This is a genomic window from Lactiplantibacillus sp. C232, from assembly GCF_023806725.1.
GTDB lineage: Bacteria > Bacillota > Bacilli > Lactobacillales > Lactobacillaceae > Lactiplantibacillus > Lactiplantibacillus plantarum.
Map to the genome: position 1 here is coordinate 106,147 of NZ_JAMSKZ010000007.1, position 14,987 is coordinate 121,133.

General features: G+C 46.1%; 14 protein-coding genes. 3 read left to right on the plus strand and 11 right to left on the minus strand.

Annotated features, from left to right (window positions below):
* Positions 1-65: 65 nt before the first annotated feature.
* Together aspS and hisS are read right to left on the minus strand one after the other, a co-directional pair.
* Positions 66-1,862 (minus strand): aspartate--tRNA ligase, encoded by a 1,797-nt coding sequence (gene aspS, locus MZO41_RS08510; RefSeq protein ID WP_011101612.1) that lies wholly within the window; start codon positions 1,860-1,862, stop codon positions 66-68.
* Positions 1,863-1,903: 41 nt separating this feature from the next.
* A complete protein-coding gene (gene hisS, locus MZO41_RS08515; protein WP_003640691.1) occupies positions 1,904-3,184 on the minus strand; it encodes a histidine--tRNA ligase in 1,281 nt (426 codons plus the stop codon).
* 390 nt (positions 3,185-3,574) lie between these two features.
* On the opposite strand from hisS, the gene MZO41_RS08520 reads away from it, so the two are divergent.
* Both MZO41_RS08520 and MZO41_RS08525 read left to right on the plus strand, forming a co-directional pair.
* Positions 3,575-4,423 (plus strand): N-acetylmuramoyl-L-alanine amidase family protein, encoded by an 849-nt coding sequence (locus MZO41_RS08520; protein ID WP_003640692.1) that lies wholly within the window; start codon positions 3,575-3,577, stop codon positions 4,421-4,423.
* A gap of 268 nt (positions 4,424-4,691) precedes the next feature.
* A complete protein-coding gene (locus MZO41_RS08525; protein WP_003644479.1) occupies positions 4,692-5,534 on the plus strand; it encodes a fructosamine kinase family protein in 843 nt (280 codons plus the stop codon).
* 107 nt (positions 5,535-5,641) lie between these two features.
* Here MZO41_RS08525 and MZO41_RS08530 read toward each other — a convergent pair whose 3' ends face one another.
* The 8 genes from MZO41_RS08530 to MZO41_RS08565 form a co-directional block, all read right to left on the minus strand.
* A complete protein-coding gene (locus MZO41_RS08530) occupies positions 5,642-6,265 on the minus strand; it encodes an HAD family hydrolase (RefSeq protein WP_058906870.1) in 624 nt (207 codons plus the stop codon).
* Positions 6,266-6,337: 72 nt separating this feature from the next.
* Positions 6,338-6,784, minus strand: coding sequence for a D-aminoacyl-tRNA deacylase (dtd, locus tag MZO41_RS08535; protein ID WP_003640695.1), 447 nt, complete (start codon positions 6,782-6,784; stop codon positions 6,338-6,340).
* Positions 6,785-6,793: 9 nt separating this feature from the next.
* A complete protein-coding gene (locus MZO41_RS08540) occupies positions 6,794-9,061 on the minus strand; it encodes a RelA/SpoT family protein (RefSeq protein WP_003640696.1) in 2,268 nt (755 codons plus the stop codon).
* An 80-nt stretch (positions 9,062-9,141) separates the two neighbouring features.
* Entirely contained in the window at positions 9,142-9,477 is a 336-nt protein-coding gene (locus MZO41_RS08545; protein ID WP_003640697.1) for a hypothetical protein, read from the minus strand.
* 70 nt (positions 9,478-9,547) lie between these two features.
* Positions 9,548-10,300: a 16S rRNA (uracil(1498)-N(3))-methyltransferase gene (locus MZO41_RS08550; protein ID WP_003640698.1), complete on the minus strand. Its 753-nt coding sequence runs from the start codon at positions 10,298-10,300 to the stop codon at positions 9,548-9,550.
* Positions 10,301-10,312: 12 nt separating this feature from the next.
* Positions 10,313-11,263 carry a 50S ribosomal protein L11 methyltransferase gene (gene prmA / locus MZO41_RS08555; protein WP_003644481.1) on the minus strand — a complete coding sequence of 317 codons (951 nt, stop codon included), beginning with the start codon at positions 11,261-11,263 and terminating at the stop codon, positions 10,313-10,315.
* A 108-nt stretch (positions 11,264-11,371) separates the two neighbouring features.
* Complete coding sequence (locus tag MZO41_RS08560) at positions 11,372-12,001, minus strand: DNA-3-methyladenine glycosylase (protein WP_003640700.1); 630 nt, start codon at positions 11,999-12,001, stop codon at positions 11,372-11,374.
* 66 nt (positions 12,002-12,067) lie between these two features.
* Positions 12,068-12,358 carry a hypothetical protein gene (locus MZO41_RS08565; protein WP_003640701.1) on the minus strand — a complete coding sequence of 97 codons (291 nt, stop codon included), beginning with the start codon at positions 12,356-12,358 and terminating at the stop codon, positions 12,068-12,070.
* Positions 12,359-12,612: 254 nt separating this feature from the next.
* On the opposite strand from MZO41_RS08565, the gene MZO41_RS08570 reads away from it, so the two are divergent.
* Positions 12,613-12,903, plus strand: coding sequence for a hypothetical protein (locus tag MZO41_RS08570; RefSeq protein ID WP_003640702.1), 291 nt, complete (start codon positions 12,613-12,615; stop codon positions 12,901-12,903).
* A gap of 105 nt (positions 12,904-13,008) precedes the next feature.
* Here MZO41_RS08570 and lepA read toward each other — a convergent pair whose 3' ends face one another.
* Positions 13,009-14,844 carry a translation elongation factor 4 gene (gene lepA / locus MZO41_RS08575; RefSeq protein ID WP_003640703.1) on the minus strand — a complete coding sequence of 612 codons (1,836 nt, stop codon included), beginning with the start codon at positions 14,842-14,844 and terminating at the stop codon, positions 13,009-13,011.
* Positions 14,845-14,987: the final 143 nt, after the last annotated feature.

Below are 14,987 nucleotides of genomic sequence, written 5' to 3' on the forward strand. Positions count from 1 at the left end.
TAAATATTAATATAAATTTAACACTAATTAAAAAGAACGTCCATTTCTGGACGCTCTTAATATTTTTATTCGGTTGGTTCATCATCCGTTACGGGATTGGTAATATTCAAATCCAAATCAGCTAATTGCTGGTCAGAAACCCGCGATGGTGCATTGGTCATTGGTTCTGACGCCTTGGAATTCTTAGGGAAGGCGATCACTTCACGAATGTTGTCGTTACCTGATAATAACATCGCGAACCGGTCTAACCCGATTGCTAAGCCACCATGAGGCGGAAAGCCCATGTCAAGGGCATCCAGTAAGAACCCAAATTGTTCTTGGGCTCGTTCCTTAGTGAAGTCCAATGCCTTGAACATCTTTTCTTGTAATTCGCGGGTATGAATCCGGATCGACCCGCCCCCGAGTTCATAACCATTCAAGATGATATCATATGATTGTGCATGGGCTTTGTGTGGATCTTCGCCATCATTCAAGTAATGAACATCTTCTTCATTGGGCATTGTGAATGGATGGTGAGCTGGTACCCAGCGCTCGATGCCTTCATCATATTCAAACAATGGCCAGTCAACGACCCATAGGTAAGCGTATTGATCTTGATCAATCAAGTCAAGTTCCTTAGCAATCGCGGTCCGTAAGTAACCCAGCGTGTCAGAAACTACTTTGAAACTGTCGGCAGCAAACAATAATAAGTCGCCTGGTTTAGCAGCAGCAGCACTCGTAATGGCTTCAAAGTCACCATCGTTCTTGAAGAATTTCGCAACGGGACCACTAAAGCCGTCGTCAGTGACCTTCATCCAAGCTAAGCCCTTAGCCCCAAACCGTTTAACGTACTCCGTGTACGCATCGATTTGCTTTCTAGAATATTGATCAGCACCGCCAGGAACTGCAATCGCCTTGACCAGGCCACCATTAGCGAGTGCATTATCAAAGACTTTAAAACCGGCGTTAGAAACGGCCACGCCCATGTCTTTGAGTTCCATACCAAAGCGCACATCCGGCTTTTCAGAACCAAAACGGTCCATAGCTTCTTGCCAAGTCATCCGCGTAAACGGCGTCTTGATGTCAACACCTTTGACGTCCTTCATGACTTGCTTAATCAAGCCTTCAGTATAGGACTGAATCTCTTCAGCCGTTAAGAAGGATGTCTCCATATCAATCTGGGTAAATTCAGGCTGACGGTCACCCCGCAAATCTTCATCACGGAAACAGCGTGCAATTTGATAGTAGCGATCAAAACCGGCCCCCATCAGCAATTGCTTAAAGAGTTGTGGTGATTGTGGTAACGCGTAAAAATGCCCTTGATAGACCCGCGAAGGCACTAAGTAATCCCGGGCCCCTTCTGGCGTCGACTTCGTTAAGAACGGCGTTTCAATATCATAGAACCCGTTGGCATCAAAATAGCTATGAACTGCTTGGGTGATGCCATTACGAATTTTCAATCCACGTTGCATTTCTGGCCGACGCAAGTCCAAGTAACGGTACTTCAAGCGCAATTCATCTGATACGTTAATGTCATCTTGAATATAAAATGGCGGGGTTTTCGCCTTATTTAAGATTTTGGCATCGTGAATCTCAACTTCAACTTTACCAGTCTTCATGCGGTCATTAACAGCGTCAGCATTCCGATTAACAACGGTTCCTTGCACTTCAATGACGTATTCGCCCCGTAACTGATCTGCTACCGCCAAAGCATCCGCTGAAAATTCCTGACTAAAGACTAATTGCACAATTCCTTCACGGTCCCGTAAATCAATAAAAATCAAACTCCCAAGGTCGCGGCGTTTTTGTACCCAACCTTGTAAAGTGACCGTTTGGCCTAAATAATCCTCATTGATGAGACCCGCATATGTGGTCCGTTTCATAAACGCTTCCTCCTTATAAATCGGCAAACTTGCCGTTCACACTACTTATCTAAAACTTGATGAGCATCTTGATAGATGTCCGCCATCGCAACCTTGGTTTCCTCACCAGTAGCCATAGCCTTCAAGTTAACGACCTGATCAGCCAGCTCGGTTTCGCCCACCGTCATCGTGTAACGGGCATTCAAGCGATCAGCACTCTTGAACTGAGCTTTAGGCTTGCGATCCAAGTAATCCCGTTCGGCCTTATAACCGGCTGCCCGTAATGCCTGTACCAGCTTCAAAGTCGTAGCACTAGCAGTGTCGCCAATTCCCACAACATAGACGTCCAACTGATCATCAGTTGGTACCGCAATGTTTTCAGCATCCATCAACACTAATAGTCGTTCAACACCCAGGCCAAAGCCAACACCCGAAACTTCAGGGCCACCTAATTCCTTAACCAATCCGTTGTAACGACCCCCAGCACAGATCGTCGTGTAGCCCTTGCCTAACGCTTTTGAGTGGGTCATAATTTCAAAAATCGTATGGTTATAATAATCTAATCCCCGGACCATCGTGGCATCAATCTCGTACGGAATTGCTAATGCATCTAAATACGTCTTAGTTTGATCAAAATGCGCTTGAGCTTCCGGAGACAAGTAATCTAAAATCGATGGTGCATCGGCCACAAATTGTTGATCTTCCGGTGCCTTACTATCTAAAACCCGCAATGGATTCTTGTGTAACCGTTCCTTGGAGTCATCACTCAATTCATCAAAGTGTGGTTCCAAATAATCAATCAAGGCTTGTCGGTAATCATCACGCGTTTGTTGATCACCCAACGTGTTGATGACCAGTTTCAAATCAGTCAAGCCAAAGGTTTTAAGTAAGTTATAGCCCATTGCAATTACTTCAACGTCTAGGGCGGCACTTTCACTACCAAAAGCTTCCACGCCTAATTGGTGGAACTCACGTAACCGACCTGATTGGGGCCGTTCATAACGGAACATTGGTCCCATGTAATAAACCTTGTATGGTTTGAGAACTTGCGGACCGTACAACTTGTTTTCAACAAACGCCCGGACGACGCCGGCAGTTCCTTCTGGGCGGAGCGTAATGTGCCGGTCACCCTTGTCATGAAAATCGTACATTTCCTTCGTTACAATATCAGAAGTATCCCCCGCTGAACGTGAGAAGACCTCGAAGTTTTCAAACATCGGTGTCCGGATCTCTTTGAATTGATAAGTCTTGAAGACGGCACGAGCCGTTGCTTCAACGTATTGCCACTTTTCACTATCGCCAGGCAAAATGTCGGCGGTGCCTTTAGGCCGTTGATATCTCATTAATAGTTCCTCCCTTGATTGCAATCGACAAAAAAAGCGCCCTTGATTATTTACCAAGGGCGCTATTAGCGCGGTACCACCTTTTTGAGTACTAATTGATAACGTCTGTAATCACAGGCGGAACGCTGCCGTTCACCTCAAAAGCGTCTCCTCATTGCGCACTATCCGGAATTCTCAGCACTTACCGGTCTCTGGTTATAGTGGCGTACAATGCTCTTACTTTCTCTGCGGTCGATTGATTAATATATGGTTAAAGTTACACGAAAATCACTTAAAAGTCAACGATTCTAGTTAAAATTATCTCAAGATTTCGTCGGCCAGCTGTTTTTTTGGTATACTATTTGCAGCACTTCAAATTGTAATTATCTTAAATCTAGTTGGTGACAAAGCATGCAAGTTTTAAAACAATTTTGGCGTCAAATCACAGTCACGGTTATTTTTATTGGCCTAGTGATTGGCTTTGTAGTGCTATTAGCGACTAATAACACTGCGACTGTTAACATTGCCAACGTCAATATTCGTAGCGGTCCAGGCATGAGTTACGCGATCGAGGACGCTACGTCTAAGGGCACCAAGGTCCACATTATGAAACGCAAAAATAATTGGCTATACGTCCGTTATGCGGATCATAAATTCGGCTGGATTGCTAGTTGGTTAGTCAACGAACATAACAGTCAGTTGACTAAAACCACCAAAATCTCTGAAGCCACCATCGTTTTAGATCCCGGACACGGCGGTTCTGATTCCGGGGCGCTCTCGAGCAAGGGCAAGATGGAAAAAACGTACACGTTACGGGTCGCTAAAGCTGTAGCTAAAAAGCTCCGGGCTGCTGGCGCACACGTTGTTTTAACCCGTGATTCAGATGAATACGTCGGCCTGAGTGCGCGTCCCGCAATCGCAAACAAGCTTCATGCAGACGCCTTCATCAGCTTCCACTTTGACAGCTCACCAGAAAAAAACACGGCTTCTGGGATCACGACCTATTACTATCATAAGTCAACCTCACTAGCACTAGCCAAGGCGTTAAACAATAACGTCTCGACCTTGCCAATTCCTAGTAAAGGAACGGACTTCGGTGACTTTCTGGTCATTCGTGATAATTCACGACCATCCGTATTGATGGAACTGGGTTATATTAATGATAAGTCGGACTTCAAGACGATCAGTTCTAAAAAGTACCCTCAAGAAGTAGCGCACGCGGTTTACGCCGGATTGAGTACCTACTTCGCCAATCAATAATAATGCAGTCAGCATGAAGTCTTTGAAAGTGGCCGTTATTCCAGTGACTGGGATAACGGCCACTTTTCGCGACTATTCAATCGATGAATCGCATATCAACTGACGCGGTTTACCTAAATAACCGTCTATTTGCCTGCACTTTAGCTCCGTACCGGACGTCTAACCTCATTTCACACTCTTACGGATCAACGCCACTAATTGTTAATAACAATTAATTGCGTTACAGTGATGGTAACCGTATTTAACATCGCAGCAAGGAGGAGTTAACATGCACTTAACAAAAACTTGGCTCGCACAACTACCACTCACTGACATTCAGCAAGTGCAACCAGTGAGCGGTGGCGACATCAACGCGGCCTTTCAAATCATCACCCGTCATCACCAATATTTTTTGAAGGTTCAGCCGCACAACGACGTTACTTTCTTTGACCACGAAGTCGCTGGATTGCGACTACTTGGTGCAGTGACTAAGACACCGCGTGTCATCGCCAGTGGCACGATTGCCACAGACGGTTATCTCTTATTAGATTGGCTAGCGACCGGGACTGGCAGTCAGTCCGCACTGGGAGCGGCTGTCGCCAAAGTTCACCATCAACACCACGCCCAATTTGGTCTTGACCACGACTTCACAGCTGGCAAGTTACCGAAAATTAATCATTGGCAGACTGATTGGGCAACTTTCTATACACAACAACGTTTAGATGTATTAGTCAATTTGGCTAAGGAACACCATTTATGGTCAGAAACGCGTGAAATGCATTATCACCGCTTACGACAACAACTGTTGCAAGATTCCCACATGCATACGGTAAAACCAAGCCTGTTACATGGCGATTTGTGGTCAGGTAATTACTTATTTGACACGACCGGTACGCCCGTTTTGATCGATCCCGACGTGTTTTACGGTGACCGAGAGATGGATCTGGCCATGACGACGATTTTTGGTGGTTTTGATACTGATTTTTATCAGGCTTACCAAGCAGCCTACCCGGTTGCGCCCGGTATGCAAGACCGCCTACCAAGCTACCAACTCTATTATTTACTGGCCCACCTGAACCTGTTTGGTGAAACATACGGACCAGCCGTTGACCGAATTCTCATGCAATATTAATACAAGCCTCGCGACCCGTGCAGCTCATTGAGAGGACTCGGTCGCGAGGCTTGTATATAATTTTTTAGCTACAATCATCAGTTATCACAATATTTCGAGTGTCTAGACTAGTCGACAAAGGTCAATAAGTCGTTTAAATCCGTAACTTGAACTTCCGGAGCACTAGTCACCGTAATCAGGCGGTCAATATCAAATAAATATCCGGCAATCCCAGCATTGTGACCGGCATCGATGTCCAAGTTGCGATCACCCACCATAACGGCGCGTTGACAGTCGACCTGGTGTTTATTCAATAAATAATTCAACGCAGCTGGATCAGGTTTACGTGGGAATGGCTGAGCAGCCGTGACCGCATCTGTGAAATATTGGGCTAAAACCGCTCGTTGTAAATAGGCTTGTGCGCTTTCGTCACGATGGGTCATCAAATAATTGTGACCACCAACTGCGATAACTTTTTCAAGCACCGCTTGAGCACCCGCAAAGGCGGCCGGTGCATGCTGTAATTGTGGCTCCCAACGTTGATAGCCCGCCCGTAAATCATGCCAATCCCAACCATACTGAGCCGCAACCATTCTTTCCGCATAACCAACTGACTGTTGCCGCATCAGCTGGTACGTTGTATCAGCCGGAATAGTCCCACCTAACTCGGCAACTGCTTTTTGGAAAGCTTGGACCATGGCTGGATAAGTATCTAACAAGGTTCCATCGAGGTCCCATAAAAACTCACGCATCTCATTCACTCCCGCTAATAATTGTAATAGCCAAAAAGCTGAAAGTACCGGATTGGTCTTTCAGCTTTTACTTCAACGTTGATCAGTATCATAACAAATCGTGACCGGCCCATCGTTAACCAAGGAAACTTGCATATCGGCACCAAATTCACCAGTCGCAACGGTCACGCCACTGGCAGCTAATTGCTGATTAAATGTATCATACAATTTGCTAGCCAATTCAGGATTACCCGCCGCTGTAAAACTTGGTCGATTACCATGGCGCGTCTCCGCGTATAACGTAAACTGCGATATCGACAAGATTGCTCCACCGACTTGTTGAATATTCAAATTCATTTTTCCATCTGCGTCACTAAAAACGCGGAGGTTTAAAATCTTATGCGCGATGTAATCCAATTCGGCTTGACCGTCGCCATCTTGAAAACCAACCAATAGGACGAAACCGTGGTCAATCGTGCCTCGAACTTTCCCATCAATACTAACTTGTGCCTGCTGTGACCGCTGAACAATGACTCGCATAGAAGCCTCCTAAAACATTTTCCGTTCGACAACGTAAAGATCCTGAACATTTTTCAGACTGTCAATGATTCGTTGGAGATGTTCCAAGTTGCGAACCCCCAACGAAACACTAATAATGACCATCTTGTTGTGATCGACCTTACCGTTGACATTGGTCAAAAATTTCGTGTGATTATTGATAACTTTCAACACATCGTTGAGCATGCCATTACGGTTATAACCTTGAATTTCCAAATCAGAATTGTAGTTCGTTCGGTCACCCTCGGGATTCTCCCACTGAACATCAATCAACCGTTCACCATTTGCTTCTGCGCTCTTAACGTTCGGACAATCAACACGGTGAACCGAAACACCGCGCCCCTTCGTAATATAACCAACAATCTCATCACCCGGAATTGGAGAACAGCAATGACTTAGACGTACGAGTAAGTTGTCGACGCCTTGAATAATCACCCCACCAGAAGATGAGACCTTTTGCCGCTTCCGATCCTGCTTCTCCTGATCCTCATTATGATGATCTTTCGATTTCTTCTTCGCTGGCGCTTCCGTAGAGTCTGCCAAAATGGCCTCCTCACGTTCACGCTGCCGATTAGCCTCGCGCTGTTTACGAACATCACTCGTTAACCGGTTAGCAATCCCTACCGGTTGGACGTCACCAAACCCCAAGGCCGCGAACAAATCATCCTCACTACCGTAGTGCATCTTTTGAGCGACCGCCGTCACCTTGTCCTTAGTCATGATTTCTTTTGGATTAAACTCTAAATCACGTAGCTGCTTCTCAAGCAAATCACGACCCGTAATGATGTTTTCCTCACGGTCAGCATTGCGGAAGAACTGTTTGATTTTATTACGGGCCCGCCGCGTATAGACTAATTTCTGCCAATCACGGCTAGGACCAGTTGAACTAGTGGACGTTAAAATATCCACGATATCACCATTTTTGATTTGGTAATCCAATGGAACGATCTTGCCATTGACTTTCGCACCAGTCGTATGGTTACCCACTTCCGTATGGATCGAATATGCCATATCCAGTGGTCCAGCGCCCTTTGGTAATTCTGTCACGTCACCCTTGGGCGTAAAAGCATAGACCCGGTCACTAAAGAGGTCGCCCTTGACGCCCTCCATAAAGTCGGCAGCGTCCTTACTTTCATCCTGTAGCTCAATGATTTCTTTGACTAAGTTCAACTTGTTGCCCGACTGAGTCTCTTGGACCTCGTCGCGTTTACCTTCCTTATACGCCCAGTGTGCTGCGACCCCGTATTCAGCGACCCGGTGCATTTCAAACGTCCGGATCTGTATTTCGAGGGGCTTACCTTCAGGACCGACCACCGTGGTATGCAAAGATTGATACATATTGGCCTTGGGCATCGCAATATAATCTTTAAAACGCCCCGGCATGGGCTTCCATTGTGTGTGAATCGCACCTAAAACTGCATAACAGTCCTTGATTGAATCCACGACCACCCGAATTGCCAGCAGATCGTAAAGTTGGCTAAACTGTTTGTGTTTGTCCCGCATCTTCTTATAAATTGAATAGATATGCTTCGGACGACCATAAATTTCAGCTTCTGGTAGTTCCAGATCATGGAGCGCCTTTTGAATGTCTTGAATGGCAATCTCGATGTACTTTTCACGGTCCTCACGCCGCGAATTCATCAAGTGGACAATGCGATAATACTGTTGAGGATTCAAATAACGTAGTGAAATATCTTCTAGTTCCCATTTAATTGTGCTGATCCCTAATCGATCGGCAATGGGGGCGTAAATTTCCAACGTTTCATTTGCAATTCGCCGCTGTTTATCGGGCCGCAGATGCTGCAATGTCCGCATATTATGCAAGCGATCAGCTAATTTGACAATCATGACTCGAATATCTTTAGACATCGCCAACAGTAATTTACGGTGATTTTCAGCAAGCTGTTCTTTGTTGGACTTGTACCGAATCTTACCCAGCTTGGTGACCCCGTCAACAATAACGGCCACGTCATGACCAAACAGTTCTTCAACGTCTCCTAAAGTAACACCAGTATCTTCCACAACGTCGTGTAAGAAACCCGAAGCGACGGTTTCAGGGTCCATCTTCAATTCAGCTAAGATACCAGCAACTTGAATCGGATGCATAATATACGGCTCACCAGATTGGCGATACTGATCCTTATGCACATAAGTTGCAAAATCACACGCCCGTTTAACTAACGCGACGTGATCACTATTCATATACTTTTGAACCATGTCCAGGACATCCTGGGCAGTCCAGGTAGGTTGTTTGGGCATTTTATCACCACGACTTCCACAAAGATTCTATTTAATAAAAGGCACGTGAGGTTCCCACCCAACGTGCCTTGACAACCGTTTTAACGCAAACTCGCGCGGGGACCAGTTAACCCATATGCTAAGTAGGATATGCCTAAATCAACTAACGCTAAGTAATAGACATACGTTGGGAAAAATAGATAGAGCCCGACAAAACAGCCCACTGGGAATAGCCAGACTAACCAGCCCGTCCGTTCAGTCCGACGAATCCACCAGCCAACGACTGCTGCCAGCACAAAGTCAACTACAAAGAGTAGCCATACAATCTGATGAAACCGGCTAATACTCGTAAATCGTAGCAACCATGGTATCATCACCCCAACGACAAGCGCAATCAGCCAATACTGGCCATTAAACTTACGAATTTTTTCCGTCAAACTAACTCCCTCGCTTACGCTTTATTGCTAAATGACTATGATTATTTATTGTACACCACCGACCGCAAAATTACACTAGTTCGCACCAAAAAGAAACGCTACTTAGTAAGTAGAGGGGTGCCGTTTCGGCCCGCATGATTCGTGGACCCAGGCCCACTGCCGCGATACCAGCAGTTTGTAATGTCGCCACTTCTTGTGGTGCCAAGCCCCCTTCAGGACCAAAAATCGCCAGCAGTCGTTGTGGTGCGGTCATCGTTTTTAACGTCTGCACCAGTTGGCTGCTCTCACCTTGTTTGGCTGATTCCTCCCACGCTACGACCCCGGTATCATATGACACGTGTGCTAACAACTGGTTTAAATCCGTTGCGTAGCTCACACTAGGAATCATCGTCCGGTGTGACTGTTCAGCCGCGCCCTGCGCAATTTTCGCCAAGCGGGCCAACTTGCGGGCCCGCTTATTCGCTGCCCATTTAGCCACTGCCCACTGACTATCGAAAAACACGAAGGCGCTCGCACCTAATTCAGTACCACGTTGTACGATCTGTTCGGGTTTATCGCCTTTAGACAACCCACAAGCAATAGTCACTGGCAACGGCAATTCAACATGGGGCGTCGTAACGGCCGTGATTGTCGCTGTAGCTGTTCGACCATCGCTTTTCACCAAATCCGCCAGCACGACTTGATGTGTCGTCGTAACAAATTCCGCAGTGTCCCCCGGTTGTGCGCGCATCACCTTGACCCAGTGTTTGACCGTCTCACCCGTGATAGTGAACGTTTGCCCAATCGTTGTCGTAATCGGTGTTGATAAAAAGTATCGTTGCATTTCAGTCCTCCACTAATCTTCAGCTGTTGGTAGATAAGCCACGATACCGTGCCAGTCACCCATTTGCGTATGTTGTGTAATTTGGAAGCCCGCTTCCTTAATTGTCGTCATGACGACCTGGAACTTATCATCGATGATGCCAGAGGTAATGAAATAGCCGCCCCGTTTTAAGTTTTGACGGGCTTGTGGTACCAACGGAATAATAATTTCAGCCAAAATGTTGGCAACGATAATATCAGCCTGCGTGTCAATCCCAGCTAGTAAATCATTGGCAGCCACGTGAACATCTTTGGCAACTGGATTCAAGTCCAAATTCGTTTGAGCTGATGCCACAGCGACATCGTCAAGATCGTAAGCTTCTACTGCACCGACGCCCATCGCTTTGGCCGCAATACTCAATACCCCGGACCCAGTACCCACATCGATCAAGTGTTCACCACCATTGATCACAGTTTCAAGCGCCTGCAAACAGAGCTTGGTTGTCGGATGCGTTCCGGTACCAAAAGCCTGACCAGGATCTAGTCGCAACACAAGCTCACCTGATTGCACTGGTTGGTACTGTTCCCAACTTGGCACAATCGTCAAATAGCGCGTAACCCGGACGGGGTGATAGTATTTTTTCCAGGCCGTCGCCCAGTCTTCATCCGATAAAGCCGTCATACTGACTTCATTAGGTGCTGGATTCAACCCAAAATCAGTCAGCTGACTAACCCGCTGCTTGATCGTTGGAATGACTTCCGGTACAAACACCGTCTCAGGATAATAAGCAGAAATCTTCGCCCCACTGGTAACGTGTGGAATCGTCGCCAAATCGATGATCTCACCATACCGATCAGGCTTTAAATTCTGATAATCCAAGGCATCATCAATTTTGACGCCACTGGCCCCGGCTTCCATTAAAATGTTTGCCACCGCTTCGACAGCTTCATTAGAAGTACTGACCGTTACTTCAGTCCATTTCATATCTTTATATTTTCCTCCCATCGAAAGCTAGAGCGCCAAGCGCCATCGCTTAAGACTATCACGTTTTTCTTAGTAACAATTATATAACAAGCCTGATTAACTTGACAATCACCTGGTCATCCAACCATGATGTTCATGATCGATGGTCCGGCGAGAAATCTTGGATACGAATGGATTGCCGGCCACAAAGTACCGCAATGGTGCCGTTGTCCATTCACCCTTGTTGACAATTCCAATTCGCGGAGTCGCCACAACTTGTTCCGGTTGGCGATAATGACTCAAATCCAATGATAAGGTCGCCGGTTGCAGCGTTTGTCCATTTAACGTTTTATCTAACCCAAGCGCCTGCATTAGCTTGCCCGGTCCGTTGGTCAAGTTCGCAATGGGCACTGGCCGCTGCTGTTGCATTCGTTCAAGCCCCGCATCTGGTTCAATTCCGCGAATCAAGACACATTCTGGCGTACCGGCAGCTTGTGTCACAATATTCAGTAAGCACCAGGCCCTCATTTGATAAATATAAATTGTTCCCGCTGATTGCCAGAGTGCGCGATTGCGCGGCGTTTGGTGGTTCTGATACGCGTGAGCTCCTGCATCACGGGCACCAAGATACGCTTCTGTTTCTGTGATCCAGGCGGTCAATACACCGCTAGATGTCTGTAAGCGCAACTGTTTACCCAGTAGGCTCACCGCAATTTCAGGTGTCGTACGTGTGCTTAAAAATCGTTCGATTGCTATCATAACTTGTTTTACTCGCCCCTAATAGAAAACGGACTAGCCACCTTGCTAGTCCGTCCTCATGTTCATTTAATCATTATTTGCGGTCTTTTTGGTTAGATGCTTATTCAAATACTTAATCATGTCGGCTTCATGCTTAAAGATCCGCGGGTGCTTTTGCTTGTGCAACCGAACCGCGATCTCATTGATTTTGATTCGCCCGGTCCAAGTATGACTGTACTTAACGACCACCCGATTGTTGCGATGGTCCTTACCGAATTTCAACACGTAAACGCTGTCGGGCACCATCAGCGGTCTAATATATGTTTTATCGTAGTCATAATGTATTGATCGCAGAAACTGTTTCGTGCGTTTTAACATGTCGTTGATCTCTCCTTCACAATGTGAAATTGATTAAATAATAAATTAATTTATCGTTAGTATATTTTCATATCTAGCTATTATTATAGCAGACTTTAAACAAGTAGTGTACCAATTTGCCATTGGTTTAGCAAGTATCGAACTTTAATTCTTATAAATTTGCTAACCATTTCAGAATTGTTTTTGCCGCGTATCCGAGTATGGTAAAATATGATTAAATTAGTAAGGTTATCAATATTAGGGGGAATTTACTGATGATACTCATCGAAAGAATTTATCGTCGTGGTCATGAACAGTTGACAACGGTCGACCAAATCGAAAAATTTCAAACCAATGACGGTTATGTCACATCCAACGAAGTCCTCGCCCGCGAAATCGGTGCGGATAGTGAAAACTGCTTCTACAAAAATCAAGAAGGCAAACGCAAAAAAGTCGTTGCGACCAAGGACGATCAGGGCACTTGGCATTTAAAGACCATCGGCACAACTGACCCGACTAGCGATGGCTTATTACAACTACCGCATATGGATGATGTTTGGGGTTAATTGGTGCTTACAACCATCTTAATCAGATTACAATTGCATCTAAACAATAACGCAAAAAATGGTAGTGACATCAATCGATGTCGCTACCATTTTTTATAAACTTAATCAGTTCGGCTTTTCGTCTTCGTCGGTTTTCAGAACAGCCATGAACGCTTCTTGCGGGATTTCGACTTTACCGACAGCCTTCATACGCTTCTTACCAGCTTTTTGCTTTTCAAGTAGCTTCATCCGCCGCGTCCGGTCACCACCGTACAGATGGGCCGTCACGTCCTTACGGTAAGCTTTAATATTCGTCCGAGCAATGACTTTAGAACCAATCGTTGCCTGTACCGGAATTTCAAAGTTTTGCCGGGGGATAATCGTCTTGAGCTTGGCGGCAATCTCGCGTCCACGCGCAGGTGCAAAGTCGCGATGTGCGATAAAACTCAGAGCATCAACTTGGTCACCGTTTAATAAGATATCGATCTTAACGAGGTCACTGGCACGGTAGCCGTCTAAATCATAATCTAACGAGGCATAGCCGCGCGTGTTCGACTTTAATTTATCAAAGAAGTCAAAAATGATTTCGGACAACGGAATGTGATAAACCACGTTGACCCGATTACTATCCAAGTACTCCATCGTATCAAACTCGCCCCGTTTACGCTGGGCTAATTCCATGACCGCACCAACGTAATCATTAGGCACCATAATCTGAGCTTTCACATACGGTTCACGAATTTCCTTGATTGCAGACGCCTCAGGCATTTCAGCCGGGTTTTCCACCTTTTTCTCCGTGCCATCAGTCATCCGCACATGATACGTTACGGACGGCGCCGTGGTAATTAGTTCAAGATTAAATTCCCGTTCGAGGCGCTCCTGAATGACGTCCATGTGTAGCAGTCCCAGGAATCCACACCGGAACCCAAAGCCCAGTGCTTGTGATGATTCCGCTTCAAATTCCAATGCGGCATCGTTCAATTTTAATTTTTCCAACGCTTCCCGTAAATCGGTGAATTTGGCATTATCAGTCGGATAAATCCCAGCGTAGACCATCGGATTCATTTCACGGTAACCCGCCAATGGCTTTTCGGCCGGATTTTTCGCGTTCGTGACCGTATCACCTACTCGGGTATCCTGAATATCCTTGATGCTAGCCGTAATGTAACCAACATCCCCCGCCATCAAATAATCCCGTGCTAACGGTTTCGGTGAATTAACGCCGACTTCCGTCACTTCATATTCACTACCACTGTTCATCAACCGGATCCGATCTCCTGGACGAACGATGCCTTCATGAATCCGAACACTCAGCACCACGCCCCGATAATCATCATAGACGGAATCAAACACTAGGGCCTTGAGTGGCGCATCAAGATCCCCCTGAGGAGCCGGAATCTTATGCACGATTTGCTCGAGCAGATCTTCGATACCAATACCGGCTTTCGCTGAAGCTAGAACAGCATCTTCCGCATCAATCCCAATGTCATCTTCAATTTCTTTGCGCACCTTTTCAGGTTCAGCCGATGGCAAGTCAATCTTGTTGATCACCGGGACAATTTCCAAGTCATCATCAATGGCTAAATACACGTTGGCTAGCGTCTGGGCTTCGACCCCTTGCGCCGCATCCACGACTAAAACCGCCCCTTCACAGGCTGCGAGGCTCCGTGAGACTTCATACGTGAAGTCAACATGTCCAGGTGTATCGATCAAGTGGAAGATATAAGTCTCCCCATCCTTTGCTTGATAGTGTAACTCTACCGCATTCAATTTGATCGTAATCCCACGTTCACGTTCCAAGTCCATTGAGTCCAACACTTGGTCTTGCATCTCACGTTTGGAAATCGTATCAGTTAGTTCCAGAATACGATCCGCCAACGTCGATTTGCCGTGATCAATATGGGCGACGATTGAAAAATTCCGAATATGTTGTTGTCGGTCTTGCATTGTCGCTTTATCCATTGATTTTCCTACTTTCTTCCTAAATCCTAATCCCTACAATTATACCAAGTTAGTGGCACAAGCACAATTTTTCTATCAGACCGCTCCAGACACCCCGCTGCGCCACTGAATAAATGACGTAACAAAAAAGTACAAGCCAATAT

What these genes read in the sequence shown, in the direction of transcription:
- aspS (WP_011101612.1), bottom strand. Translation starts at nt 1,862, where the DNA reads ATGAAACGGACCACATATGCGGGTCTCATCAATGAGGATTATTTAGGC.
- hisS (WP_003640691.1), bottom strand. Translation starts at nt 3,184, where the DNA reads ATGAGATATCAACGGCCTAAAGGCACCGCCGACATTTTGCCTGGCGAT.
- MZO41_RS08520 (WP_003640692.1), top strand. Translation starts at nt 3,575, where the DNA reads ATGCAAGTTTTAAAACAATTTTGGCGTCAAATCACAGTCACGGTTATT.
- MZO41_RS08525 (WP_003644479.1), top strand. Translation starts at nt 4,692, where the DNA reads ATGCACTTAACAAAAACTTGGCTCGCACAACTACCACTCACTGACATT.
- MZO41_RS08530 (WP_058906870.1), bottom strand. Translation starts at nt 6,265, where the DNA reads ATGCGTGAGTTTTTATGGGACCTCGATGGAACCTTGTTAGATACTTAT.
- dtd (WP_003640695.1), bottom strand. Translation starts at nt 6,784, where the DNA reads ATGCGAGTCATTGTTCAGCGGTCACAGCAGGCACAAGTTAGTATTGAT.
- MZO41_RS08540 (WP_003640696.1), bottom strand. Translation starts at nt 9,061, where the DNA reads ATGCCCAAACAACCTACCTGGACTGCCCAGGATGTCCTGGACATGGTT.
- MZO41_RS08550 (WP_003640698.1), bottom strand. Translation starts at nt 10,300, where the DNA reads ATGCAACGATACTTTTTATCAACACCGATTACGACAACGATTGGGCAA.
- prmA (WP_003644481.1), bottom strand. Translation starts at nt 11,263, where the DNA reads ATGAAATGGACTGAAGTAACGGTCAGTACTTCTAATGAAGCTGTCGAA.
- MZO41_RS08560 (WP_003640700.1), bottom strand. Translation starts at nt 12,001, where the DNA reads ATGATAGCAATCGAACGATTTTTAAGCACACGTACGACACCTGAAATT.
- MZO41_RS08565 (WP_003640701.1), bottom strand. Translation starts at nt 12,358, where the DNA reads ATGTTAAAACGCACGAAACAGTTTCTGCGATCAATACATTATGACTAC.
- MZO41_RS08570 (WP_003640702.1), top strand. Translation starts at nt 12,613, where the DNA reads ATGATACTCATCGAAAGAATTTATCGTCGTGGTCATGAACAGTTGACA.
- lepA (WP_003640703.1), bottom strand. Translation starts at nt 14,844, where the DNA reads ATGGATAAAGCGACAATGCAAGACCGACAACAACATATTCGGAATTTT.